General features: G+C 63.9%; 21 protein-coding genes and 1 riboswitch. Of the genes, 9 read left to right on the top strand and 12 right to left on the bottom strand.

Going from position 1 to position 24,527, the window contains the following annotated elements; genetic code table 11:
• Nucleotides 1–110 precede the first annotated feature (110 nt).
• From J2Y68_RS16570 to J2Y68_RS16550, 5 genes are all read right to left on the bottom strand, one after another.
• Nucleotides 111–539: a helix-turn-helix domain-containing protein gene (locus tag J2Y68_RS16570; protein WP_309994892.1), complete on the bottom strand. Its 429-nt coding sequence runs from the start codon at nt 537–539 to the stop codon at nt 111–113.
• 26 nt (nt 540–565) lie between these two features.
• Nucleotides 566–1,693, bottom strand: a complete 1,128-nt coding sequence (locus tag J2Y68_RS16565; protein ID WP_309994891.1) for a dolichyl-phosphate beta-glucosyltransferase — start codon at nt 1,691–1,693, stop codon at nt 566–568.
• 213 nt (nt 1,694–1,906) lie between these two features.
• Nucleotides 1,907–2,689, bottom strand: a complete 783-nt coding sequence (locus tag J2Y68_RS16560) for an aggregation-promoting factor C-terminal-like domain-containing protein (protein ID WP_309994890.1) — start codon at nt 2,687–2,689, stop codon at nt 1,907–1,909.
• 4 nt (nt 2,690–2,693) lie between these two features.
• Nucleotides 2,694–2,852: riboswitch (cyclic di-AMP (ydaO/yuaA leader) on the bottom strand.
• 100 nt (nt 2,853–2,952) lie between these two features.
• The gene (locus J2Y68_RS16555) at nt 2,953–4,485 is read right to left on the bottom strand and encodes a HAMP domain-containing sensor histidine kinase (protein ID WP_309994889.1); all 1,533 of its coding nucleotides are present in this window, start codon (nt 4,483–4,485) and stop codon (nt 2,953–2,955) included.
• Nucleotides 4,486–4,488: 3 nt separating this feature from the next.
• A complete protein-coding gene (locus tag J2Y68_RS16550; protein WP_309994888.1) occupies nt 4,489–5,229 on the bottom strand; it encodes a response regulator transcription factor in 741 nt (246 codons plus the stop codon).
• A 640-nt stretch (nt 5,230–5,869) separates the two neighbouring features.
• Here J2Y68_RS16550 and J2Y68_RS16545 point away from each other — a divergent pair.
• Together J2Y68_RS16545 and J2Y68_RS16540 are read left to right on the top strand one after the other, a co-directional pair.
• On the top strand, nt 5,870–6,736 hold the full coding sequence (locus J2Y68_RS16545; protein ID WP_309994887.1) for a winged helix-turn-helix domain-containing protein: 867 nt from the start codon (nt 5,870–5,872) through the stop codon (nt 6,734–6,736).
• A gap of 68 nt (nt 6,737–6,804) precedes the next feature.
• Entirely contained in the window at nt 6,805–7,329 is a 525-nt protein-coding gene (locus J2Y68_RS16540) for a SixA phosphatase family protein (RefSeq protein ID WP_309994886.1), read from the top strand.
• Here J2Y68_RS16540 and J2Y68_RS16535 read toward each other — a convergent pair.
• Nucleotides 7,310–8,233: a LysR family transcriptional regulator gene (locus J2Y68_RS16535; protein WP_309994885.1), complete on the bottom strand. Its 924-nt coding sequence runs from the start codon at nt 8,231–8,233 to the stop codon at nt 7,310–7,312. The two genes, J2Y68_RS16540 and J2Y68_RS16535, sit on opposite strands and share 20 nt — an antisense overlap.
• 73 nt (nt 8,234–8,306) lie before the next feature.
• Here J2Y68_RS16535 and J2Y68_RS16530 point away from each other — a divergent pair, with 73 nt between their 5' ends.
• Entirely contained in the window at nt 8,307–9,215 is a 909-nt protein-coding gene (locus J2Y68_RS16530; RefSeq protein ID WP_309994884.1) for an EamA family transporter, read from the top strand.
• Between the two features lie 43 nt (nt 9,216–9,258).
• On the opposite strand, the gene J2Y68_RS16525 is transcribed toward J2Y68_RS16530, so the two are convergent.
• Together J2Y68_RS16525 and J2Y68_RS16520 are read right to left on the bottom strand one after the other, a co-directional pair.
• Nucleotides 9,259–10,737: a gamma-aminobutyraldehyde dehydrogenase gene (locus J2Y68_RS16525; protein WP_309994883.1), complete on the bottom strand. Its 1,479-nt coding sequence runs from the start codon at nt 10,735–10,737 to the stop codon at nt 9,259–9,261.
• A gap of 109 nt (nt 10,738–10,846) precedes the next feature.
• Nucleotides 10,847–11,524, bottom strand: coding sequence for a TetR/AcrR family transcriptional regulator (locus tag J2Y68_RS16520; RefSeq protein ID WP_309994882.1), 678 nt, complete (start codon nt 11,522–11,524; stop codon nt 10,847–10,849).
• Nucleotides 11,525–11,700: 176 nt separating this feature from the next.
• On the opposite strand from J2Y68_RS16520, the gene J2Y68_RS16515 reads away from it, so the two are divergent.
• The 6 genes from J2Y68_RS16515 to J2Y68_RS16490 are packed head-to-tail and all read left to right on the top strand — an operon-like array spanning nt 11,701 to nt 20,037.
• Nucleotides 11,701–13,398 carry an amidohydrolase gene (locus J2Y68_RS16515; protein ID WP_309994881.1) on the top strand — a complete coding sequence of 566 codons (1,698 nt, stop codon included), beginning with the start codon at nt 11,701–11,703 and terminating at the stop codon, nt 13,396–13,398.
• A complete protein-coding gene (locus tag J2Y68_RS16510) occupies nt 13,335–15,080 on the top strand; it encodes an ABC transporter substrate-binding protein (protein WP_397335232.1) in 1,746 nt (581 codons plus the stop codon). Before J2Y68_RS16515 ends, J2Y68_RS16510 begins: the two co-directional genes overlap by 64 nt.
• Nucleotide 15,081: 1 nt before the next feature.
• Entirely contained in the window at nt 15,082–16,104 is a 1,023-nt protein-coding gene (locus J2Y68_RS16505; RefSeq protein ID WP_309994879.1) for an ABC transporter permease, read from the top strand.
• Nucleotides 16,101–16,958, top strand: coding sequence for an ABC transporter permease (locus J2Y68_RS16500; protein ID WP_309994878.1), 858 nt, complete (start codon nt 16,101–16,103; stop codon nt 16,956–16,958). Before J2Y68_RS16505 ends, J2Y68_RS16500 begins: the two co-directional genes overlap by 4 nt.
• Nucleotides 16,955–18,559: an ABC transporter ATP-binding protein gene (locus tag J2Y68_RS16495; protein WP_309994877.1), complete on the top strand. Its 1,605-nt coding sequence runs from the start codon at nt 16,955–16,957 to the stop codon at nt 18,557–18,559. The genes J2Y68_RS16500 and J2Y68_RS16495 overlap by 4 nt, the downstream gene beginning before the upstream one ends.
• 59 nt (nt 18,560–18,618) lie before the next feature.
• On the top strand, nt 18,619–20,037 hold the full coding sequence (locus J2Y68_RS16490; protein WP_309994876.1) for an NAD(P)/FAD-dependent oxidoreductase: 1,419 nt from the start codon (nt 18,619–18,621) through the stop codon (nt 20,035–20,037).
• A 149-nt stretch (nt 20,038–20,186) separates the two neighbouring features.
• On the opposite strand, the gene J2Y68_RS16485 is transcribed toward J2Y68_RS16490, so the two are convergent.
• From J2Y68_RS16485 to J2Y68_RS16470, 4 genes are all read right to left on the bottom strand, one after another.
• Nucleotides 20,187–20,831, bottom strand: coding sequence for a hypothetical protein (locus tag J2Y68_RS16485; protein WP_309994875.1), 645 nt, complete (start codon nt 20,829–20,831; stop codon nt 20,187–20,189).
• Between the two features lie 141 nt (nt 20,832–20,972).
• On the bottom strand, nt 20,973–21,614 hold the full coding sequence (locus J2Y68_RS16480; RefSeq protein ID WP_309994874.1) for a TetR/AcrR family transcriptional regulator: 642 nt from the start codon (nt 21,612–21,614) through the stop codon (nt 20,973–20,975).
• A complete protein-coding gene (locus J2Y68_RS16475; RefSeq protein ID WP_309994873.1) occupies nt 21,611–23,647 on the bottom strand; it encodes a YhgE/Pip domain-containing protein in 2,037 nt (678 codons plus the stop codon). The genes J2Y68_RS16480 and J2Y68_RS16475 overlap by 4 nt, the downstream gene beginning before the upstream one ends.
• A complete protein-coding gene (locus J2Y68_RS16470) occupies nt 23,644–24,468 on the bottom strand; it encodes a P-loop NTPase family protein (protein WP_309994872.1) in 825 nt (274 codons plus the stop codon). Before J2Y68_RS16470 ends, J2Y68_RS16475 begins: the two co-directional genes overlap by 4 nt.
• Nucleotides 24,469–24,527 lie beyond the last annotated feature (59 nt).

The raw sequence follows: 24,527 nt of genomic DNA, 5'->3' as shown, positions 1-24,527 counted from the left end.
CCATGGGGGCGTTGCCTTCCCACGGCTTTAGAGTGTCAGCATGGACAGTTTGCTGGTTGGCTTAGCCGTAGTTGTGGCCGTGATCCTCGCATTGGTCATCAGGGCAGCCCTTAGGCCAAGTAGGCCTGGCCGTCACAAAGGTGCCTATATTCCGGCCAAGGATCGCCCGACATGTCCAGAGGCAACCAACCACAGCGCCACCACAGATGCCACTGGACCTCGCTCCAAGAGATTCCCTGACCTGGAGCGGCGGTAGAACCCATCGCCATGTGCTGGGCCCTGGGCATGGCGGGTCCATCCATGCGGGACAGCAACTGCGCCAAGTGGTTTTTCAGTGCCTTGAGTTGCCGCACCTGCTGCTGAACCTGAAGGAGCTGCTGCCGGAGGAGGGCCCGGAAGGCGGTGATATCGTCTTCCGGTTTTTCCAATGCCTGAGCCACCGCGGCCAGGGGGAGCCCCAATGCCTGGAGTGCCCGGATCCGATAAAGTCGTCGAACGTCACTCTCCGTGTACTTTCGATGACCGGATGCAAGCCACAACGCTAAATCCCCACGTTACGTAAGGTTCAAGTCCTGCGGGCAATAATTCCGACCACCGCGGCGGTGAGGGCAGCGCCCACTATGGCTCCCCCTTCAAGCCAGCGGTCCGGCGTCGTGATGAGGGGCAACAGCAGGAGTGCACCGGAGCTGACCGCAAGCCCCGTCACGAAGCCGGGCAACCCCAGATGCGGGCGTACTGCCCAAGAGGCGAGGGCCAGGCCGAGGACGTTCGCCACAACCACATTGAGATAGCCGTTGCAGGCCAGGAAGATTCCGAGGTAAGCCAAGCTCCACGCCACAACAGGGACTACGCGTCCCAGAATGCTGCCCCGAGGAGAAGGGGCGGGTCCGGCAGACAGAGCAGCGCGAAGCTCGCGGACAGGAATGCGCCCGCGCCTCAGGTCCCGGGTCAGCCGCCCGATGCCGCGCAGGTCCGCAATGGCGGTTCGTACGACGTCGACACTTGAGTTTGGGTCTTGGGTCCAGTCGACGGGGACTTCATGAATGCGCAGACCGGAGCGCTCGGCGATGATCAGCAGCTCAGTGTCGAAAAACCAGGCCTCGTCTTTGACATGGGGGAGTAGCTGGTGGGCCACGTCCGCACGGATAGCTTTGAAGCCGCACTGGGCATCGGAGAATTCGGCCCCCAGGACGGTGCGCAACAGTGAGTTGTAGCTGCGGGCTACGAACTGGTGCCGGGGGCTGCGCGTAACGCGGGATGCCGGCACCAGTCGGGTGCCTATAGCGAGGTCGGAGTGGCCGGAGATCAGCGGGGCCAGCAGGGGAGCAACAGCGGACAGGTCCGTGGACAAGTCCGCTTCCATGTAGGCAAGCACAGGCGACGGCGACGCTAGCCAAACCTGCCGGAGTGCGTTTCCGCGTCCCCTTTGCTCAAACCGAACAACAAACACTTCAGGAAGTTCGCGGGCCAGTCGCTCGGCAATCCGCAAGGTGTTGTCCGTGCTGGCGTTGTCCGCAACGGTGATCCGGAAAGTATGAGGAAAGCTTTCTTTGAGATACCCGTGGAGCCTGCGCAGATTCTCTTCCAGACTGGCTTCATCATTGAAGGCAGGAATGGTGACGTCCAGGACCGGGGAGGGCGTACGGGTTTCAATAGGGGACCGCCGGGACCGCTGGGCGGGCTCTGGCGGCATCGCTAAATTCATGCCGTTATTTGCATGACGGGATGCGCAGGTCGAAGGATCAGTGAGCGTCATGCATCCAGCATGCGGCCGCCGATTATGAGTGTTTTAGGCGGAAGCTGTGACGTCACTGTGAAACGGCAAAGCCGCGCCCGATACCGCTTTTCGCTCCAGTGGGTACTGGTGCGAACGGCGGCATCGGGCGCGGCAGTCAAGCAGTCTGGCTTAGTACCAGTTGTTGGCCAAGTGGAAGGCCAGGGCAGCTGACGGGGATCCGTAGCGTTCCTTGATGTAGTTCAGGCCCCACTTGATCTGGGTCTGGTAGTTGGTCTGCCAGTCAGCACCTGCGGAGGCCATCTTGCCGGCCGGGAGGGACTGAACGATTCCGTAGGCCCCGCTGGATGCGTTGGTGGCTGTGGTCCTCCAGCCGGATTCCTTCTCCCATAGCGTGTTCAGCGCGGTCATTTCGCCCGCGCTCCAGCCGTAGCTGCCAAGGATGCTGGCGGCGTAGGCCTTTGCGGCGGCGGGATCGTCCACTGCCTTGGGGGCGGCGGCTGCAGCTGCAGCTTCCGCAGCGGCGGCGGCCTGGTCAGCAGCAGCCTTCTCTGCGGCAGCCTGCGCGGCAGCGGCCTGATCGGCGGCGAGCTTGTCGGCTGCGGCCTTGTCGGCGGCTGCCTTGTCAGCAGCAGCCCGGTCGGCTGCACCCTTGGCTGCGGCGGCGTCCATCGAAGCGGAAATTTCAGCGGACTTGTTGGTGCTGACCTGGGCGGCGGCCTGGGTGTCGGCTACGCGGCTTGCCTCGGGGAGGTTCAAAGCTGCGTTGGCGGCGGTTCCAAGCGATGCAACGCCCAGTGCTGCGGCCACAACGCCGGCTACAACCGACATGCGGTGGCCGGACTTACCCTGGCGGGCTGCGTTCTTAAGGATGGCCTGCGACTTGTTCAGCGGTGCGTTGTGTTCGTCGCGGTGACGCGCGGAAGGGCGCGTCTGATCGTTAAATTCAGACATAGTGATTACCTCTCAGCGCCTGCGGAGTTAGCTGTCGGGTTCGGATGAGGTCATCCGGCCGCGCATCACGCTGCGGCTTCACCCCAAGGGCCGGCAAAATGCCTGGCCCGGAGACTCTGGGTCCCCCGTCTCTGCCTCGGAGAAAGATCGGACTCCGGGAAGTGGCAGAGCTCGGCGCATCCCGGATGTGGGTCGGTTAGGGGCAACCCACCCTTTCGACGGTACAGGAGGTTTCCGCAGAAGTCACATTTAGGTAACAGAGATCACGAAAGCGGTGAGTCGTCTTGCCGGATTCGTTGCATGCGTTCGTTGTTGGTGGTTGGGAGTCGCAGGGCAAACTCGGTGCGCCCTGGCCGTGAGGTCACTTCAACACTGCCACCGTGCGCCGCAACGATGGAATCGACAATGGAGAGACCCAGCCCCGAGGTGCCCTCCGACCCCGATCTTGCGGCGTCAGCACGGGCAAATCGGGAGAAGATGCGGCTCTGGAAGTCCTGCGGAATGCCTGGACCGTTGTCCGTCACGGTCACCACTGCGCTGCCATCCGCTGAGAGCATGACTCCGGTGACCACCGTCGTTCCCGGGTCGGTGTGCTTGCGGGCGTTCGAGAGCAGGTTCGCCAGCACCTGATGCAATTGCGTGGCATCACCCCGGACGGTGATGGGCTCCCCAGGAAGTTGGAGTTGCCAGATGTGGTCCGGTGCCATGACTTTTTCGTCGCTGACGGTTTCGATCACCAGTTGGGTGAGGTCCACGTCTGTGACCTTCACGGGTTGACCCTCGTCCAGCCTTGCCAGCAACAGGAGATCTTCCACCAAGGTGGTCATGCGTTCTGACTGGCTTTGGACGCGGGCCAACGACTTCCTGCCGTCCTCGGTGAAATTCTCGGTCATCCGCAGCAGCTCCGTGTAGCCGCGGATGGCAGTCAGCGGGGTCCGCAGTTCGTGCGAAGCATCCGCCACAAACTGACGTACCTTGGTTTCGCTTTCCTGACGGGCCTCCAAGGCGCTGGAGACGTTGTTCAGCATTTGGTTCAGCGCATGGCCGACGCTGCCAACTTCCGTTCCAGGATGGGAGGCCGACGGCGGGACCCGCACCGCAAGGGCCACCTCGCCGGCGTCGAGAGGCAGTCGCGAAACCTTCGTGGCCACCTCGGAGAGCTGCTCCAGCGGCCGCATGGTCCGGCGGATGATGACCGTGCCCACGAGCCCAATCACCACGAGGCCGCCGAGCGACACCAGCACCATGGTCCAGACCAGCGAAGCCTCGGCGGTCTGCTTGTCCGCCAATGGCAGGCCTGTCACGATCACGTCGTCATACGTGGTTTTGACTGCCACCAGCCTGTAGTCGCCATTGGACAGGGAACGGTCCACGGGCCTGTTGTCCGTAGGGAGCGAGAGCAGGACCTGCTCATCGTCGTCCGAGAGGGACACGCGGTTTCCCTGGGCGTCGATCAGCCCCGAGCTCCGCACCGTTGATCCGTCGATCCGGGCGTTGAGCGTTCCCGCCGCCTGGCCGCGCGCCTCCAGCGGATCCGGCCTTCCGGACGGGGAAGAGGGAAAGTTCGACGGCGGCCTGCCGAAGTCACTCGCGCGGCTGGACGCCTGCTCCAACTGCCTGTCGAGCTGCTTGTTGAAGACCATGTCCATGGAGGCGTAGCTGACGATGCCTACCGCACCGCAGATCGCCACCAACAGGACCATGGCCACCAGAACCAAGCGGGTACGCAGGTGCCAGGTGGACGGGTTGAGCCAACTCCGCCGGGACGTTTTGGCCACTCCGGAAAGTGTGCTCAACGCCTAGTCCGCTGGCTTGATGACGTACCCGGCACCGCGAACGGTATGGATCATGGGCGGGTGGTCCGCTTCGATCTTCTTGCGCAGGTAGGAGATGTAGAGCTCAACTATGTTGGCCTGTCCGCCGAAATCGTAGTCCCATACACGGTCGAGGATCTGGGCTTTGCTGACAACCCGTTTGGGGTTCTCCATGAGGTAGCGGAGGAGTTCGAACTGTGTTGCAGTCAGCGCAATGTCCTGCCCGGCACGTGTCACCTCGCGGGTATCGACGTTAAGGGTCAGGTCTCCGACCACCAGCTCGGCCGTGTCCATGGCCGCTACCCCGGAGCGCTGGACCAGCCGGTGCAGTCGCAGGAGGACTTCCTCCATGCTGAACGGCTTGGTCACATAGTCGTCGCCACCGGCAGCCAAGCCGACGATCCTGTCCTGCACGGCGTCCTTGGCGGTGAGGAACAGGGCGGGAACTTCAGGAGCGAAAGCGCGGACCCGGTTGAGCACTTCGACACCATCGAATCCGGGCAGCATGACATCAAGCACCAGCACGTCGGGACGGAAATCCTTGGCCATCTTCACTGCCGCTGGTCCATCGCCTGCTACGGCGACAGACCAGCCTGCCATGCGCAGGCCCATACTCATGAGCTCGGCGAGGCTGGGTTCGTCATCCACCACCAACGCGCGGATGGGGGAGCCGTCCGGGTGGGAAAGCTGGGGAAGGTTGTTGGTCATGGAGTGCGAGGGGGCCATGGGACAACTCTCCGTTCTGCTGGTTAGCGGGCGCTTTGCCCGTCCTGTGAGGACGCTGTGAAGTCAACACTAGCGAGGTGGGAGTCGGCTGCAACCACGCGTTTCTACGGCTTGTAGCAGATTTGGGGCAAAAAATTATCGAGGGAGGCAACCGTCGATTGGACAGCAAGTGTTTCAGATCGTGAGATTCCGCGCGGAGTGGGTTGGCGGGAAGCGGGATCCACATCATGCCTGATCTGCCGAAGAAAATTCACTAAATGTCCTATATTTCTCCCCGGTGCCGAATGAAATGCCGTTCATTTCCAGCACCCCGTGAATTGTGATTTACGGCACAATAGACCTCAACGTCTCAAAATGTGGACGGTTCGGCGCTTTGTTACTTGCGTGTTGCCATTGTTACGTTGCACACTTCCAATGTGAACAAGAACTCAACAGCACCTGCAGCCGCAGCAACCTGGCCCAGCACACCCGCTGGCCATGATGACCGCTGTTGTCGAATGCAAGCCTAACTTTCCACCCCAAGAAGTTTCAGGCATTCGCCCCCTAGCCCAGCGTTGGGCGCCCCTCCCCAAACTCATTGCGGGGACAACCAGCATTCGAAGCCGCGATGACGGCTATTCACTTTTGAGGTAAGCACTCCATGTCAGTTGCATCTGGATACGTCCACATCTCCGTCCGTAACGCCAACAAGGCCGCGTCGAACGCAGGGCTTCGCCCCGGGTTCGGCAACCGTCCGGGCTATTCTCCGGCCCCACAGGGTGCTGCCCAGCAGGCTCCCGGTTATGTGCCGCAGGGTTACAACCCCAACTCCTATGGCCAGCTGCGGGCCGTGCCCACCACGGAGCCGGCACCCATGACGGCTCCCACGCCGGTGATTGCCCAGTCCGACCGGCTGCGCCCCGTTGCCAACGACAACGTAGCCCGCGGGTTCGTGCTTTACATGGGCATCGACGAAGAAACGGCAGCCGCCGCTGGAACGTCCATTGCCAAGCTTGCCCAGGAGATCCGCGCCTATGCGCAGTCCCTGGTGACCGGCGCCGAGAGCTACGCCGCCGTCGCAGTTGCCCCTGCCGGGGCACCCGGGTCCGCACTCGACGTCGTGCGTTCCACCTTCGGTGACCCCACGGTTGCCTCTCGGCAGCGCGCCGAAGCTGCCCGCCCGGCGCCGCAACAGGAATCCCGTCCCTCTGGCGTGCTGATCGACCTCGCTCGCCGTGAAGTTCACTTGGACGGCGAATCGCTGAACCTGACATTCAAGGAATTCGAGCTCCTCAACTACCTCGTTGAGAACGGCACCCGCACCGTGGGTCGCGACGAACTGCTCGAAGGCCTCTGGCGTAACGCCGAGGAAGTGCCGAACGAGCGCACCATCGACGTTCACATCCGCCGGCTGCGCTCCAAGCTGGGCCGCCTTGCCAACACCGTCCGCACGGTTCGCGGCCAAGGCTACCGCTTCTATGAGCACCCCGAAGTTATCGTGTGGGCCGCTCCGGAATACTCCATCTAACCTGCGGTTTCAGCTGAAAGCGTCCGCCCCCTTGGGGCGGGCGCTTTTGCTTTCGATAGGGTTGGGTCATGAGCGACCATCACCTTAAGCGCCTTGTGATCATGCGGCATGCCAAGGCGGACTGGCCGGTGGGCGTGCCCGATCATGAGCGCCCCTTGGAGGAGCGCGGCCACCGTGAGGCGCCGTTGGCTGGTCAGTGGCTGCTCAAGCACGGGGTTGTTCCGGATTTCATCCTGTGCTCTTCCGCCCTCAGGACCCGTCAGACATGCACCTGGGTGTGCAACGAACTGGGCGAGAAAGCTCCGACGCCGAAGCTCGAGGATGGCTTGTATGCTGCCTCAGCCAACCGCATGTTGACGGTGATCAACCATGTTCCGGACACCGTGACCACGCTGATGGTCATTTCGCACATGCCCGGCGTCCAGGACCTTGCCATGCATTTGGCGTCCCGCGATTCGGATCACGACGCCTACATGGATGCGGCCACGCGTTATCCCACCAGTGCGTTGACGGTGTTGGAGACGGAAAAATCGTGGGCTGAGCTGGACGGGCAGGACGCCCGGTTGACGAAGTTTAAGGTGCCCCGCCACTAGGAAGCTGGTCCGCAGCGACTTCCCGCAGCATGCGTACGGCCAGGCGGATGTTGGGGCTGGCTGTCATGGTCTTGCGGTACACCACTCCAACGGAGCGCTGCTGGGTGGGGTTCATCACCGGAATGGCAACCACGCCGGATGGGAGCGGAGGCCTGCCGAGGCGCGGAACAAGTGCCACGGCCACCCCCTGCTCCACCATGGCGATGTGCGTGGAAAAGTCGGGGTCGTACACGCGGATGTCAGGCACCCGCCCCAGTCCTGCGAAAATCTGCAGGAGCGCCTCGTTGCAGATTGCGCCCGCCGGGGTGCTGATCCAGGTCTCGTCCAGCAGGTCTTCACGCTCGACGGCGGCCCTCGCCGCGAGTGCGTGGGTGCTGTTGACGAGCACATCGGCTTGGTCCACGCACAGGTCCTCGTGTACCAGGTTCTCGGGGATGACCAAAGGCACCGAGTTCCAGTTGTGGACCACTGCGAGCTCAGCTTCTCCGGAGGCCACCCTTTGCACGGCCTCGCGGGGATCCTCTGCCAGCACAGTGATGTCCAGGGTGGGGTGGGAGGCGGCGAGTCGCCCGAGCATGGGTCCCACCAGTCCGCGGCAGGCGGTAGAGAATGCCACCATCCTCAGCATCCCCGTGGGTTTGGCGGGATCGGCCAGCAGAGTGGCCTGCAATTCCTCGAGCTCGCCCATGATGCGGCGGCCGTAGCCTGCCAGCGCCAGCCCCCGCTCCGTCAGGAGCACGCCGCGGCCGTTGCGTTCCAGGACGGCGACGCCCGTCTGCTTCTCCAGCTTCTTGATCTGCTGGGACACCGCTGACGGGCTGTAGCCCATCACGTCGGAGGCGGCCACTACCGATCCATGCTGTTCCACGGCAACGAGGGCCCTCAGGGCTGAGATATCGATCATGAAGCAAATCTACGTGGTTCCATGCATAAATCAATGCTGGTGCTTCAAGGTCAAGGGGGTCCAGAGTGTACTTGTGAACCTTCGCCACTCTGCCCTCGCCGTCCTGGTCGCCGTCCTCTGGGGCATCAACTTCGTTGCCATTGACCTCGGCCTGCACGCGAACGGCCGCGACGTGCCGCCGCTGCTCTTTGTCGCCATGCGCTTCCTGCTGGTCGTGTTCCCCTTCATCCTGTTCATCCGCAAACCCGACGTCGGCTGGAAGGCGATTGTCGGCGTCGGGCTCTTCATGAGCGCCGGCCAGTTCGGGCTCCTGTACCTCGGTATGGCACTTGGCATGCCAGCTGGCTTGGCCTCGCTGGTCCTCCAGGCACAGGTGCTGTTCACCATCCTGCTTGCCTCAAGATTCCTGGGCGAAAGGCCCAGTCGCCGCCAACTGGCCGGGGTGGTGCTTGGCATCGCAGGGTTGGGGGTGGTGGCGTTGGGCCGCAGTGCAGTGGCCCCGGTGCTGCCGCTCATGATTGTGCTGGCCGCAGCGTTGTCCTGGGCGGTGGGCAACGTGGTGGCGCGGCACTCGAAAGCTGCCTCCGGGCTTGGCCTGGTGGTATGGTCCGGCGCGGTGGTGCCCGTTCCCTTGGCGGGCTTGTCGCTGGTGGTGGACGGCCCGGACACTGTTTGGGCAACACTTTCCGACCTTCAACCCGCCACCATCCTGAGCGCGATCTACACCGCGGTGTTCGCCTCGCTGGTGGGCTACGGCATCTGGAACCGTCTGTTGTCGCTGTACCCGAGCTCCGACGTCGTGCCCTTCACGCTGTTGGTCCCGGTGGTGGGCATGACGGCGGCTTGGCTGGTCCTGAACGAGATTCCCACGCCAGCCGAAATCCTGGGCGGGCTGATCCTGCTGCTGGGCGTGGCGACCGCAGTGCTCGGCGTCACGCGGAAACCGGACATCCCCGTTGCGGGGCCCGCTTTGCGCGTTTAGCTCCCGCGATAGCGCGCAGAGCAGGCCCCGCAACGGGAGGGGATCAGCGCAAGGTGAAGATCGTGCGGTGCCAGTCCTTCTCCGCCAGGCCATCGAGCTCGAACATTACGTGCTTCACCTGGGTGTATTCCTCGAACGAGTAGGCGGACATGTCCTTCCCGAAACCCGACTGCTTAAACCCACCGTGGGGCATCTCGGAGATGATCGGGACGTGGTCGTTGACCCAGACGCAGCCTGCCTTGATCTCGCGGGTGGCACGCAGCGCCCGCTGAAGGTTGTTGGTCCAGGCTGATGCCGCCAGGCCGTAAACAGTGTCGTTGGCCAAGCGGATGCCTTCGTCATCCGTGTCGAACGGGATGACGGCCAAGACGGGACCGAAAACCTCGTCCTTCACGATTTCCGAGTCTGGAGCGGCGTCGACAACCAGCGTCGGCCGGTAAAACGCGCCCCTGCCAAGGCTGCCATCGCTTGGGGCGAAGCCGCCCGCCATGATCTTGCTGTAGCCGCGGGCGCGTTCCACCATCCCGGCCACGTGATCCCGCTGCTTGAAGGAAACCAGGGGGCCGAGGTCCGCCGCGGTGTCGTCCGGGGCGCCGAGGGTGATCGAATCGAAGCGCGCCGCGACCTTGGCCACGAACTCGTCGTACACGCTTCGGTGGACTATGGCCCGCGTGGCGGCCGTGCAATCCTGGCCCGTGTTGATGAGCGAACCTGCCACGGCGCCGTGCACCGCAGCGTCCACGTTGGCGTCGTCGAACACCACAAAAGGTGCCTTACCGCCCAACTCCAGGTGCACGCGTTTGGCGTTGACTGCGGCCGCTTCCAGCACTGTCCGGCCAACAGCGGTAGACCCCGTGAAGGAGACCATGTCCACATCGGGGTGGCGCATGAGTGCCGCCCCAACCGTGTGGCCGTCGCCCACCACCACGTTCACCACGCCGTCGGGCAGTCCCGCGTCCGTGAGCGCCTGCGCGAACATCAGCGATGTGAGGGGTGTGATTTCGGCAGGCTTAAGGACAATGGTGTTGCCCGCGGCGATGGCCGGCAGGATCTTCCACGCCGCCATCTGCAAGGGGTAGTTCCACGGCGCGATGGCCCCGACGACGCCGATGGCCTCGCGCCGGATGGAGGAGGTGTGCTGCGGGGAGTATTCCGCAGTGGCTTTGCCTTCGAGGTGCCGTGCAGCGCCTGCGAAGAAGTCGATGTTATCGATGGTGCCGGGAATGTCGAACTCCCGGGTCAGGCGCAATGGCTTGCCCGTCTGGGAACTCTCTACGCGGGAGAATTCGTCCGCGCGTTCCTCCACGATCCTGGCGAACTTCTGCAGGATTCCGGCTCGCTCGCCGGGCGCAGTCCGGGACCACGACGGGAAGGCGGAGCGGGCCGCGGCCACGGCCAGCTCGAGGTCCGCGAGCGAAGCGAGGCCTACACTCGCCACCACCTCGGAGGTGGCCGGATTGATGACGTCGATGCTCTTCCCTGACGTACCGGAGAACGAGTGCCCGGTGATGAACTGGTGCATGGTGCCGTGCTTTCCCTGCCGGACGGCGGTGTCCGGGCAGTACTGAAGGAACGACGCCGGAGGGTGTCGTTGTGCGGTTGGGTTCCAGTTGCGCTGGGCTGTGGGCCCGTTAGGCCTGCTTGCTTTCGCGCTCGGCGCTGTCCAGGATCGCCATAAGACCTGCCTGGAACGCCTTGAGTGAATCGAGGTTCTGCAACGCTGCGTGGTGTTTCTCAAGGAGCGGATGTCCGGTAATGCGGGTGAAGACCCGGGGGTTGATCCAGGGATCGTGGCCTTCGGAATCGGGAAGTCGCTGGATTTCCACTGCGATCCCCGCACCCAAGGCCAGGGTGTAGCTTTCGAGTGCTGCGTAGTAGTGCACCACGCGATCCTCTTCCAGCCCTGCGTCGGTGAGGCATTGCAGGACGAACTCGATGGCCTTCAACTCGCCCGGGCCGTAGGTGTCCGTGGCGAACGACTCGCTGCCAAGCGATGGGTGCTGCATGAAGACCCTGAGGAGTTCGTCGAGGTAGGCCTCAAGCCGGGCACGCCAGTTGTGGTCGCGTGCGGAGGCCAGGGTGCGCTCCACCGACATCATGAACAACTGGTCCAGTGCTGCCCTGACGATCGCGTCCCGGTTCCGGAAATGCCGGTAGACAGCAGTGGCGTCAACCTCAAGTTCCTGGCCCAGCCTCCGGACGGTCAGCCGCTCGCCGGGTTCCTCGCTGGAAATCCGCAGGACTGCGTCAATGATGGTGCCGGGGTCCAGGCGCGCTCGGCGGTCCGTCGACTGTGCTGGCTGCACCATCAGTTGTCCGCCTTCCACGCGATCCGGGTTGATATTCAACCTACATGATTCATGGCTGCCTCCTTCCACAGACAAGTCAAAGTCTTTGTCAGCACTGATGTCAACACTGTTGACTTTAGTGTGATCCGGCTCATAGTGTGTGCCGAAGAGTTGAATTTCCATGAAAGGACTCGACAGTGCACGCAGAGATTTTGTTTGAGAACGGATGGGTTTACACCGGCAACGACGCCGGACCCGTTCGTGCGGACCTGACCGTGGCCGCCGGCCGGATCATCGCCGTCGGAAGGCCCGAGGACCTCAACGGGACAGTCACCCCGGAGACCCGGAGGGTGGACTTGGACGGGCAGCTGGTGGTCCCCGGCTTCCAGGATGCGCACATCCACCCCATATTCGCCGGGATCGAAATGCTTCAGTGCGACCTCACCGAGGCTGCCAACGCACAAGAAGCTGTGGCGCTGGTTGCCCGCTACGCCGCCGGGAACCCCGATACTCCGTGGATCGTAGGCGCCGGTTGGTCCATGGACTTCTTCCCGGGTGGGACCCCGACGCGGGACCTGCTGGACGCCGTGGTGCCGGACCGGCCGGTGTATCTGGTGAACAGGGACCACCACGGAGCCTGGGCCAACACTGCTGCGTTCACAGCGGCTGGGATCACCCGGGAAACCCCGGATCCAGCGGGCGGGCGCCTGGAACGCGAGCCCGACGGCACCCCTGCCGGCACCATCCACGAGGGCGCCATGGACCTGTTCAACGACGTCAAGCCTGCGGTGCCCTACGAGCTGGCGTACCAGGGCCTGCTCGCCTCCCAGCAGCTTTTGCTGTCGCAGGGAATCACGGCCTGGCAGGATGCCTGGGTTCCCATCCCTGAGGGCGGACATGCCGACCACCTGGACGTCTACGTGGACGCGGCCAAGGCTGGAGACCTCAAAGTCCGGGTCACTGCGTGCCAGTGGTGGGACCGGACAGCCGGCATGTCGCAACTGGACCAGATCGTGAAGAGGCGGCAGCGCGTCGCTGAATCGAGTGACCCGCTCCTGCTCAATGCCAACACGGTCAAGGTCATGGTGGACGGTGTGGCGGAGAACTTCACCGCTGCCATGCACCACGTCTACCTGGATCATCACGGCCACCACACGGAGAACCGGGGCATCGAGTTCTTCGAAACAGGTGAGCTGCAGGAATTCGTCACAGCGATCGACGCCGCCGGCATGCAACTCCACTTCCATGCCCTGGGTGACCGTGCGGTGACCGACGCCCTGGACGCACTCCAGGCAGCACGCGACGCCAACGGCTCCAACGATCAGCGCCACCACCTCGCCCACCTCCAAGTGGTCCGCAGCGAGGACATTCCCCGTTTCGCGGAACTCGGAGCCGCGGCCAATGTGCAGGCACTCTGGGCCTGCCACGAGGAACAGCTGGACACCTTGACCCTGCCGTTCCTGGAACCCGGCGCAGAGGACAGGCACTACCCCTTCGGCGAACTCGCAGCAGCAGGTGCCCGCGTGGTTGCCGGCAGCGACTGGCCCGTCTCCACGGCAGACCCCATCGCCGCCATTCACGTAGCCGTTAACCGCACGGCACCGGGGGAGGACCTGCCGGCGCTCGGCCCCGAATCGCAAAAACTCAGCCTCAAGCAGATCATGGACGCCTACACCCACGGCACAGCCTGGATCAACCACTTGGACACGGACACCGGCACGTTGGAACCCGGCAAACTCGCCGACCTCGCTGTGCTTGACCACAACATTTTCGACGTCCCCGCCGAGGAACTGCACCGGGCGGTGGTGACGCAGACGTGGATTGGGGGCGAATGCGTCTACAACCGTTCAACCGACGCCACGGACCAGGACCGGAAGACCCGGGTACTGCAGTGAGGCCGCAACCAGCGCGGGGCGCGGTGCGAACCAAACAGCGGACGACGCCGTCGCGCATCACAGCGATCATTGCCGCCGCCGTCGTGGCCGGCTTGGTCCTGGCTGGCTGTGGTGCCCGGCCGGCCAGCGTGACCGAAGCCGGCGGAGGTCCCAAGTTCGCGCTGTCCGACTCAACGCCGGCACCGGCCAAGGACATCGACAACTTCACCTGGGCCATGTACGCGGAGCCGTTCTCGTTGGACTATGCCTACGCCTTCGACTACCCGGACAACACTGTCCTGTCCAACGTCTGCGAATCGCTTTTCCGCTGGAACGCGGACCTGTCCACATCGCCCGGACTGGCAACCGGCGTGGAGAATCCGGACCCCTTGACGTGGGTCTACACCATCCGGCAAGGCGTGAAATTCCACGACGGCAGCGAGATGACAGCAGACGATGTGGTGGCCTCCCTCAGCCGACACCTGAACCCCGCGGTGGGCTCCTTCTGGGCCTCCTCCTACCAGAATGTGGAGTCGATCGAAAAGACCGGCGAGTACCAGGTAACGGTCACCACCACGCGGCCCGACTACGTGTTCAATGCCTCGTTGGTGGGCGCGCCGGGTGTGGTGGAATCCGCTAAAACACTGGAAGCCGCAGGCAAGGACTATGGCAACTCCAGCACCGGCGTGAACTGCACAGGGCCGTTCAGTTTCGACGCTTGGGAGCCCGGCGAAAGCATCACCCTTAAGCGCTTCGACGAGTACTGGGATCCGGACCTCAAAGCCAAGTCCCGGCAGGTCACGTTCACCATGCTCCCGGACGCAACGTCCCGCATTAACGCCTTCCAGACCGGCGAGATCGACGGCGGTTTCGCGATTCCCTCCAACGCCATGGACATCCTGAAAGCCAACAAGGACGCAGGATCTGTCTACTTCGGCAAAGACACGTCAGTGCAGAGCATGGTCTTCACCAACCTCGGCGGCACCTTTAAGGACGTCAAGGTTCGGAAGGCACTCATGATGGCCATCAACCGGGAAGCCCTGATCAAGGCCGCGGAACAAGGCTACGCAAGCAAGACGGACGCATTGACCACCCGCAACGTGTGGAAGGACGCCTCCCACGAGACCACAGACGAAGCTTTCAACGGGTTGCTCGCCACACCTTATGACGTGGCGGAAGCCAAGAAACTGGTCAAGGAAGCAGGGGCCGAGGGAAGCAAGTTTGTCTTCGCCACCGCGTCGTTGAACGCAGCCTTCGACATCACAGCCCGGGCCATCGCCTCCGCGGCCAAGGAAATCGGCCTGGACCCGGAAATCCAGACCATGTCCAACGACAAATACACCACCCTCTTCTCCGACCCCGAAGCCCGCAAGAACGTAGACCTGCTGGTGACTTCCTGGTACCTGTCCAGCACCGAACCCCTGGAAATGTACAGCGTGCTGCGAACGGGCGACTTCAGCAACTACGGCGGCTGGAGCAACCCGGAATTCGACGACCTGGTCAACAGCGCCTACGGAGTGCAGGATCCTGATGCCCGCGGCAAGCTCACCGGGCAGGCGGCCAGGATCGCCAGCGAAGACGTCGTGTGGGGTCCGCTCTACGAAACTGTCACCACCATGTGGCTTGGCAAGCGAATCACCGGCGCCGACCCGTCCATCAACTACATGTACTTCCCGTGGGCAGCCAAGATCGGAGGTCTCTGACATGACCGTTGTGGATCAAGCAATGGCACCCGCGCCACCCCGCAAACCGGTAGCCAAAGGGAGCAAAGCAGCCCGTCCGGTGGTCTTCATCGCGAAGAAGGTGCTGGCGTTGCTGGCTACCCTGTTCGTGGCCTCACTGGCGGTGTTCTTCTCGCGCTTCCTGGTTCCGGGTGACCCGGCACGCTTCCTCCTCAGGGGCCGCAGCCCCAAACCCGAAGCATTGGAAGAAATCACCCGGCAGTTCGGCCTCGACAAGCCGGCCTGGGAACAGTACCTGAACTGGCTCGGCGGCATCCTCCACGGCGACTGGGGCCGTTCGCTGACCTACCGGCAGGACGTCTCGGACGTGTTGCTTGGACGGTTGCCCACCACCCTTCAACTCGTGGCTCTCGCCGCGGTGTTCATCACCATCCTGGGCCTGTTCGCCGGCATCGTGGCAAGCCTGAACAAAGGCTTCGGCGACCGTTTCATCCTTGTCACCCTCACCGCGGTCGGAGCCGTGCCGCCCTTCGTGGCGGCCATCGCCCTGGTGGCCCTCTTCTCCGTGGGATTAGGCTGGTTCCCCTCCTTTGGAAGCGGCGACGGCGGATGGGACCGGATCTGGCACCTCACCCTCCCGGCGCTCGCCTTGGGTATCACCTACATCGCCATGGTTGCCCGGGTAACCCGCTCCTCCATGAATGAGCAGCTGCTCCGCGAACACGTGGAAGTGGCAACCAGCCGGGGCCTCACCCGCGGCTCGGTGGTGGCACGCCACGTGCTCCGCAACGCGCTGGGGCCAATCCTGACGGTGAGCGGTGTCCTGGTGGCAGGGTTGCTGGTTTCAAGCGCCATCATCGAACGGACTTTCGGCCTGTCAGGAATCGGCCAGCTCCTGGTGCAGTCCATCGACAGGCTGGACTTCGCCGTGGTCCAGGCAATCGTCATGGTGGTTGTCACCGCCTTCGTCCTTGTGAACACCGTGGTGGACCTGGTCCAGCCCCTCATTGATCCGCGTATCGCGGCCGGAACGGAGTCCAGATGACCTTGGCGATGCAACTGCCACAGGCGGGTCTACGCCGTTACGGCAGCCTCCTGTCACCGATGGCGTGGGCGGCGCTCGCCGTTGCCGCCGCCGTCGTTCTTCTCTCGGTCTTTGCCCCGGTCCTGGCGCCGTACGACCCCGACTATGTGGACCTCAACAACGTCCTGGCCGGTCCCGGCGCACAACACCTGCTCGGTACGGACGCGCTGGGCCGGGACCTCCTTAGCCGACTGATGCACGGCGGCCGGACTTCACTGCTGGGACCCACCATTGTGGTGATCGGATCAACGGTGCTGGGCTTGCTGCTGGGCTTGGTTGCCGGCTGGTCCGAGGGTTGGCTGGGCAAGGTCCTGGGGCGGCTTTTCGACCTTCTCTTCGCTTTCCCTGCGCTCCTGATGGCCATGCTGGCAATTGCCCTCTTCGGCAAGGGACTGCTGGCCCCTATCCTCGCCATGACCATCGCCTACGTGCCCTACGTTGCCAGGCTGGCCCAGTCCCTGGTGGTGGCCGAGCGTGGCCGCCCTTACGTCCAGGCGTACCGGGTCCTCGGATTCCGGACACCTTGGGTGGTGCTGGGGCGGGTCCTGCCCAACCTCATTCCCACGGTGGGTGCGCAATCGACGTTGAACTTCGGCTACGTACTGGCCGACCTCGCCGCGCTCTCCTTCATCGGACTCGGAGTCCAGCCGCCCACCAGCGACTGGGGCGCCATGATCGAGGAATCCCGGGGCGCGCTGCTGGGCGGCTACGTGCTGCCCGCGTTCTGGCCCGCACTGGTGGTGGTCCTGGTGGTGGTGGCCGTCAACATCATCGGCGAAGAACTTTCAGACCGTATTGGAGGAAAACTGTCATGAGCCAGCTCCTGAAGATTCAAGACTTCACCCTCGGCTTCCCGGACAGGCCACCCCTCCTGGACGGCGTCACCCTGCACGTGGACGACGGCGAAGCCGTCGCCTTGGTGGGGGAGTCAGGCTCAGGGAAGTCCCTGACAACCCGGGCCGCCCTGGGGTTGTTCCCCGGAGGCACGCGGTACTCAGGAACCGTGTCCGTTAAGGGTCTCGATACCCTTACGGCCAGCAAACAACGCCTTATGGAGCTGCGGCGAGGCCACGCGTCCATGATCTTCCAGGACCCCAGGGCAGGCATCAACCCCGTCCGGACGGTGGGTGACTTCCTGACCGAGACGCTGCTGCGGTTCGACCGGCTGTCCCGTGCCGAAGCTACCGAACGGGCCGTGAAGCAACTCGAGCAGGTTGGACTGCGCCGGGCCAAGGAGCTCATGGACCAGCACCCGCACCAGCTGTCGGGCGGGATGCTCCAGCGCGTGATGATTGCCGCGGCGCTGCTCAATTCCCCCGACCTCCTGCTGTGCGACGAGCCCACCACTGCCCTGGATGTCACGACCCAGGCCGGAATAGTGCGGCTCCTCCGCGAAGAGCAGCAGTCACGGGGAATGGGCATGTTGTTCATTACCCACGACCTGAATCTCGCGGCCAGCCTCTGCGAACGCGTCTACGTGCTCCGTCGCGGCAAGGTGGTGGAGCAGGGTCCTACCCGGACGGTGTTCCAGATGCCGCAGCAGGAATACACCCGGGAACTGGTGGAGGCGACGCCCGTCATTGAGTTGGGCGACATCCCCGAACCACGTGCCGGGGCAAAGGCTTTGCTTGAAGTCTCCGGGCTGACCAAGAGCTACGAATTGCCCGGTGGCGAAGTCATTACCGCTTTGGACAACGCACGCTTCAGCCTCCCTGAAGGCGGTTCCCTGGGCGTGGTGGGGGAGTCGGGCTCCGGCAAATCCACCCTGGCCCGCCTAGTGGTGGCACTCGAAACCGCCACCGACGGCGAGCTCACACTGGGCGGTGTCCACAGGCCTCAGCGGGCACTGAAAGCCTCCGAGCGCAAGATTTTGGCCAAGGATGTCCAGATTGTCTTCCAGGACCCTTACCTGTCCCTGGATCCGCGAATACCGGTGGGCAACGCTGTGGCCGATGTGTACCGCCTCCACCACAGGCAAGGACGCAAGCAAGCCAGGGCCAGCGCCGCGGAACTCCTGGGCAGGGTGGGAATCGGACCTGAGCGGTTGGATGCGCGGCCGCGGGCGCTTTCGGGTGGCCAGCGGCAGCGCGTCGCCCTGGCCAAGGCGCTCGCAGCACGTCCCCGGCTCCTGGTTCTGGACGAAGCCACAAGTGCCCTGGATGTCTCCGTCCAAGCGCAGGTCCTGGAACTCGTGGAGGAACTGCGGGACCAGTTCGGGCTGACCATCCTGTTCGTGACCCATGACCTGGCAGTGGTCTCGCGCCTGTGCTCCCAGCTGCTTGTTATGCATCAGGGACGGATCGTAGAGCAAGGGCCCACGGTACGGATCCTGGAAGACCCTGGCGACGACTACACCAAGAACCTCATCGCCTCGCGTCCCCGGCCATTGTGGGACGCCGAGCCGGTCACTGCCTGAGCAGGGTATCGCCTGAGCAGGCCGGCCAAGAACCTACCCCAGAAGCAGGAGAGTTTCCCGTGAATACCACCGTTTTCGAACGGAATGTCCCGCAGGCCGATGTCGTAGCCAAAGCGCTGCAGGGTGCCGCCCACCGGCCTTTTTGGATCGACGACATGCAGGACCAATCAACGCAGTACCCACAGCTCGACGGCGATGCTGCCGCCGACCTGGTGATTGTTGGCGGCGGTTACACCGGGCTGTGGACAGCCCTGCGAGCCAAGGAACGAGACCCTGGCCGAACCGTGATCCTGCTCGAAGCCGAGCGGGTGGCGTGGGCGGCGTCGGGCCGCAACGGCGGTTTCTGCGAGGCCAGCCTGACCCACGGCCATGAGAACGGCAGGAACCGGTGGCCGGACGAATTGGACACCTTGGACCGGCTGGGCATGGAGAACCTGGACCGCATGCAGGAGGCCGTGGAGAAGTACGCCATGGACTGCGAGTGGGAGCGCACGGGCGAACTCAACGTGGCCGTTGAACCGCACCAGGTTGCCTGGCTCCGCGAGGACGACAGTCCCGGGAGCGTCTTCCTGGACCGGGACGCCATCCGGGCCGAGGTCAACTCACCCACCTACCTCGCGGGCCGTTGGCACCAGGACTCCGTGGCCATGGTCCACCCGTACAAACTCGGAGTCGAGTTGGCGCGCGTGGTCACGGACTTGGGCGTCCAGATCCATGAGGGTACCCGCGTCAGGGAGCTCAACGACCACGATCACGGCGTCACCGTCGTCACGGAGCGCGGCAACGTCGAAGCCGGTCAGGTGGTCCTGGGCACCAACGTGTTTCCGTCGTTGCTCAAGCGCAACCAGCTGATGACCGTGCCCGTGTACGACTATGCGCTCATGACCGAGCCCCTCAGCGCCGAACAGTTGGCATCCATCGGCTGGACCAAGCGCCAGGGCATTGGGGACGTCGCCAACCAGTTCCACTACTACCGGATCACCAAGGACCACAGGATCCTTTTCGGTGGCTACGATGCCCTCTACTTCTGGGGTCGGCGCGTGGACCAGCGGCACGAGCACCAACCCGCCACGTGGGAGAAGATCGCATCCCACTTCTTCACCACGTTCCCCCAACTCGAAGGCCTGAAGTTCACGCACAAGTGGGCCGGACCCATCGATTCGAGCACGCAGTTCTGCGCCTTCTTCGGCACCGCCCGCAAGAACAGGGTGGCTTACGCGGCCGGCTTCACAGGGCTCGGAGTTGGTGCAACGGCGTTCGCGGCCGACGTCCTCCTTGACCTGTTGACGGGCTTGGACACTGAGCGCACGCGCGTGGAAATGGTCAGGAAACGGCCACTGCCCTTCCCGCCCGAACCGTTGGCTTCCTTGGGCATCAACCTGACCCGATGGTCGATGGACAGGGCGGACCACAATCAGGGCAAACGGAACCTCATCCTCAAAGCGCTCGACGCCGTGGGGTTGGGTTTCGACTCCTGACCCACCCGTTGTGGGGCCCGCTTTGCGTGTTTAGCTCTCGCGTCAGCGCGCAGAGTGGGCCTCACAACGTGGCGTGGTTCCGTTGTGGGGCCTGCTTTGCGTGTTTAGCTCTCGCGTCAGCGCGCAGAGCGGGCCTCACAACGCAGGGCTTAGCGTTTGGGTGCCGGCCTGCGTTGGGAAGAAGAGCTCGACGCCGGTCGCTTGGCTGCCGCTGCAGGGGTCCGGGGTGCCGTGGGTCGCTTGGCGGCAGTGGGGTTGGCGGTTCCGGCGCCTCGGGGAGTCGTCGTAGCCGGGCGTTTGGCAGGTGTACCAGAACGAGCAACAGTCGTAGCTGGGCGCGGGGTGGGCTTGCGTGGAGCGGGACTTCGCTTGGCTCCGGATGCCGGCCGCTTGGCGGGAGCCACGGTCCGCGATCCGAAGGACGGCACCACGGCTCCGAGGAACATCACCGCCAAGGTGCCAGCACCGGCCACGGCGGCAAGGTAGAAGTAGATGTCTGAGTCTTCGGTGCTGACGGCACTTCCCATGGCGTTGGCGTCCTGGTTGAACGCCAGCCCCCACATCCGCAGGAAGGCGATGCTGAAGCCAATGAACAGGCTGGTCCCCACCGCCCCGAGAAGGACCACCAGGTACCTGCGTCGGTTGAAGAGCTGGACTATGCAGGCCAGATAACAAACCAGCACGGCGCCAAGGAAGAGGTATAGAACCAGTTCCTCGAGGACGACGGCGGCGAGAACCAACAGCCCGAGGGATACGAAGGCGGCAATAACCGCTAGCTTTCCGCTGTTCCCCATGTGACGCATGAGGTTAATCATCTCCGACCAAGTTGCCGCGCCACGCCGTCGTACATTGCAGTTGGATACCGTTGTGTGGCCCGCTCTGCAGGCTTAGGGCGCGCTATACCCCTCAAAGCGGGCCTCGCAACGTGTGTGAGGCTACTTGATGACGTACCCGTGCATGATGGTCATCACAGCGGCGACGCTCTGCTCGCGGGTGCGCTCGGGGTTGTAGGTTTGCCGGTCGAGGCCCACTACGAAGATCGCACCGAAGATGGCCGCTTCGAGGCTTCCGCGGGCGATCGACTCATCCACTGTGTACCCCTCCGCGACACGTGCCACCGCTGAGCCAATGACAGCCAGGAGTTCTGCGCGGAGTTCCGCGAACACCGCACTCCATTCGCCGGGCGTCCGCCAGTTTTCACTGACCCACAGCCGGGCGAACGACGGGTAGTCGTCCATGAACTCCATCGCCTGGCCCACCATGTTCTTCATGGATTCAAGCGGATCGCTGCTTTGTCCTTGGACATCCTGGAGCCGGACAAGCATGATGTCCACGCCATGCCGCAACAGCTGGGCGATGAGGTCCGACTTGCTGCCGAAGTTGTAATAGACGGTTCCCTTGGATACCCCGGCCGCCGCTGCGATTTCGTCCACTGTCACTCCGGCAGCGCCGCGTTCGCCGATCAGCTCCATGGATGCTTCGAACAACCGTTGCTTGGTGGCGTTGGTTCGTTCGGGGCGAAGCTTCTTGCCGCCGCCGACCACGGAATCGGAAGCGAGCGGCTCGGTGGTGCTCATACTGCGATCTCCGGCTTCAGGGTTTTCAGGGTCCACATCTTGTGCTTGCGGACGGCGAGGGTGGACAGTGCCGATCCCAGCAAAGTGTACCCAAGCAGGCCCAATACTGTGGGCCAGATCATGCTGAGCTCACCGCCGTAAATCAGGTGCCGCATGCCGGTAACGACGTAGCCCATCGGCAGGATTTCATGCACCACGTGCAACGGCATCGGGGTGGTCTGCCACGGGAACGTGCCACCGGAAGACACCAGCTGCAGGACCAGCAGGACCAGCACCACGAACTTGCCGGGCGTTCCCATCAGCGCCACGATCCCCTGGATGATCGCGCTGAACGCCATCACCGCGGCCAGCATGAACAGCCACATCCCGATCGGGTGGGCAGGGTTCAAGCCGAGCCCCAAATCCACCACCAGTGTCAGGATGGTCGCCTGCAGCACGGAGACCACGAAGAACGGCAGCCAGCCTCCGACGGCGATTTTCCAGGCGGGGGCGTTCGACGCCAGGGCCCGCTGGGTGATGGGCCGCATGGCCTGGACCAGCATGAACACACCGATCCAGAGCGCCAACGTCAGGAAGAACGGAGCCAGTCCTGCGCCGTAGGAGCCCGCCTTGGCCTGCGAGACGTTCTCCACTGCGACCGGATCAGCGATCACCTTGGACACGCTGCTCTTTTGCTCGTCGTTCGGGTTGGGGATATCGCCCGCGCCCTTGGCCAGTTCGGAGGCCAGGGTGTGCGAACCATCGGAGGCGGTCACTGCACCGCTTGCGAGCTGCCCGGCGCCGTCGTCCAGTTGGCGGGCGCCGTCGTCGAGCTTTACCGCCCCGTCAAGCGCCGACTGTTGGCCGGCGGCGAGGGTGGCTGCGCCGGTTTGGAGCTGGCCGGCGCCTGCGGCTGCCTTTGAGATGGCGTCCGTGAGCGTCGGTGTGGCGGCTGCAAGCTTGGAAGCTCCGGCGCTCACTGCGGCCGAGCCGTCAGAGAGTTGCTGGATCTTGGCAGCATCGCCGGAGATCTTCGCCTTGGCGTCCGTGACCGGGCTTGATGCAGCGGCGGCATCGAAATCGGCCAAGACCTTGTCAGCCTGCTCCTGCGTCAGCACACCTGCCGTGACGAGCCGGGCGTTGGACTCCACAACCCGGGTGCGCAGGCCCTTGTCTGCCGCTTCCAGCTGACCCACGACGTCCTGGACTTTCGCGTTCAGCTGGGCGTTTCCGGCAGCAACCTGCGCGGCGCCATCGGCCAGTTTTTGGGAGTCTGCGGGCAGCGTGGAGGTCTTGTTCTTGAGCTCTGTCAGGCCGGAACTCAGCTGGCTGGCCCCGGTGTTGAGCTGTACCGCGCCGTCGCGCAGTTTGGTTTGGCCGGCAACCAGCTGGTCTGCGCCCGTGACCAGCTGGGTGGTGCCGTCATGGAGCGTCGCGGCACCGTCGCTGAGTTTGCCGACACCGTCAGCGAGTTGTCCTGCGCCGTCCGCTGCTTTGACGATCGAAGCATGGATGGTGCCGAAACCGGTGAGCAGCTGGTTGGCTGTTTCTTCGCCAACCTCTTTGGCGACCGTGGAGTGCACCGCGGTGGTGAGTTTGTCCACGATGGTGCTCAGCAGGTAGTTGTTGGCGTCGTTGGTGGTGACGTGGAGCATGGCCTGGTTGGCGGCGTCGAAGCTGCCGGGGGAGACCAGGTTGGCGGAGAAGTCCTTGGGGATGCGCAGCGCGAAGGCGTATTCGCCCGTTTTGACGCCGGCGTCCGCATCTTCGGCACTGGCCACCTGCTTCCAGTTGAAGACGTGGCCTTCCACCAGGCTGTCGGCCACCTTCTTGCCGGCCTGTAGTTCGCTGCCGTCCTTGGAGGTGGCACCCGTGTCCTCCACCACCAGGGCGGCGTCGATTTGGTTCAGGTTGCCGTACGGATCCCAGTTCGCGTAGAGGTACACGGCGCCGTACAGCAACGGAACCATGGTCAGGGCGAGGATGGTCAGCTTGGGCAGGAGCCCGCCGGTCATGCGCTTGAGTTCGGAGCGGGCAAGCCGCAGAACAGTCACTTTGCAGTCCTTTGGAGGTTTTGGGTATCAGGTTCGGCGGCGGGTTCGGCCGCTTCGGGTGCTTCGGGTTCCGCTTCGGCTGCGTGCTTGGCGTGGGGCTCGGCGGCCGGCTGGGGCTCGACGGCTGCGTCCGGCTCGGGGGCCGAGTCCAGCTCAGGGGCTGAGGGGGTGGGTTCCAGTTCCGGTTCGGGCGGGTGCGAAACTGAGTTGCCGATCACCGCAGCGGCGCCGGTCCAGTTGTCCGGGAGGGCGCCGACGACGGCCACCACGGCAAGCGGCCGCCCGGCGTCGGACGCCAAAGCCTGCAAGCGGGGCAGCCACGCGGCAGGGTCGGCACTGTGCCGATCGGGGGAGTCGACCACCAGGAGGTCGGTGGCAGGATCCGCCAGGGCGAGCGCGGACAGGAGTTCGAGGCGTCGGCCCGCAGGTAGTTGTTCGATCCAGAGGCCGGCGATGTCTTCAAAGCTGTTGACCTTCAGCCAGGGCTTGCTCAGGAGAGCGCCCCGGTAGCGGCGTGGGATGAGCGAGAGGTCCTCGGTGACGAGGTCGCGCACGCTGAGGTGTTGCTCCGGCTCGTTGACTCCGGGGGAATCTACCAAGGCGCTCGCCAAGCGGATCTTCTTGGTCTTGGTGGTGTTGTCCCAGCTCAGGACGCCATTGCTGGGCTTCATGCGGCCGCTCAGGGCCAACGCCAAAGCTGTGCGCTGGTCTTGGCCCTCGCCAGCGACCAACAGGAGTTCACCACGGCCTACGGTGAGGGATGTTGCCGGAAGGAGATCGCCCCGGCGGCCTTTGATCTGGAGTTGCTGTACGGACAGCACAATGAAGCCTTTCGCAGAAATGGTGTCTACGAAAAGTCTAACTGAACTGACTGGTCAGT

This window comes from Paenarthrobacter nitroguajacolicus (assembly GCF_031455195.1).
Taxonomy (GTDB): Bacteria; Actinomycetota; Actinomycetes; order Actinomycetales; family Micrococcaceae; genus Arthrobacter; species Arthrobacter nitroguajacolicus_D.
The sequence above is the reverse complement of the archived record's forward strand: the minus strand, read 5'-3'. Positions and strand labels throughout refer to the sequence as shown.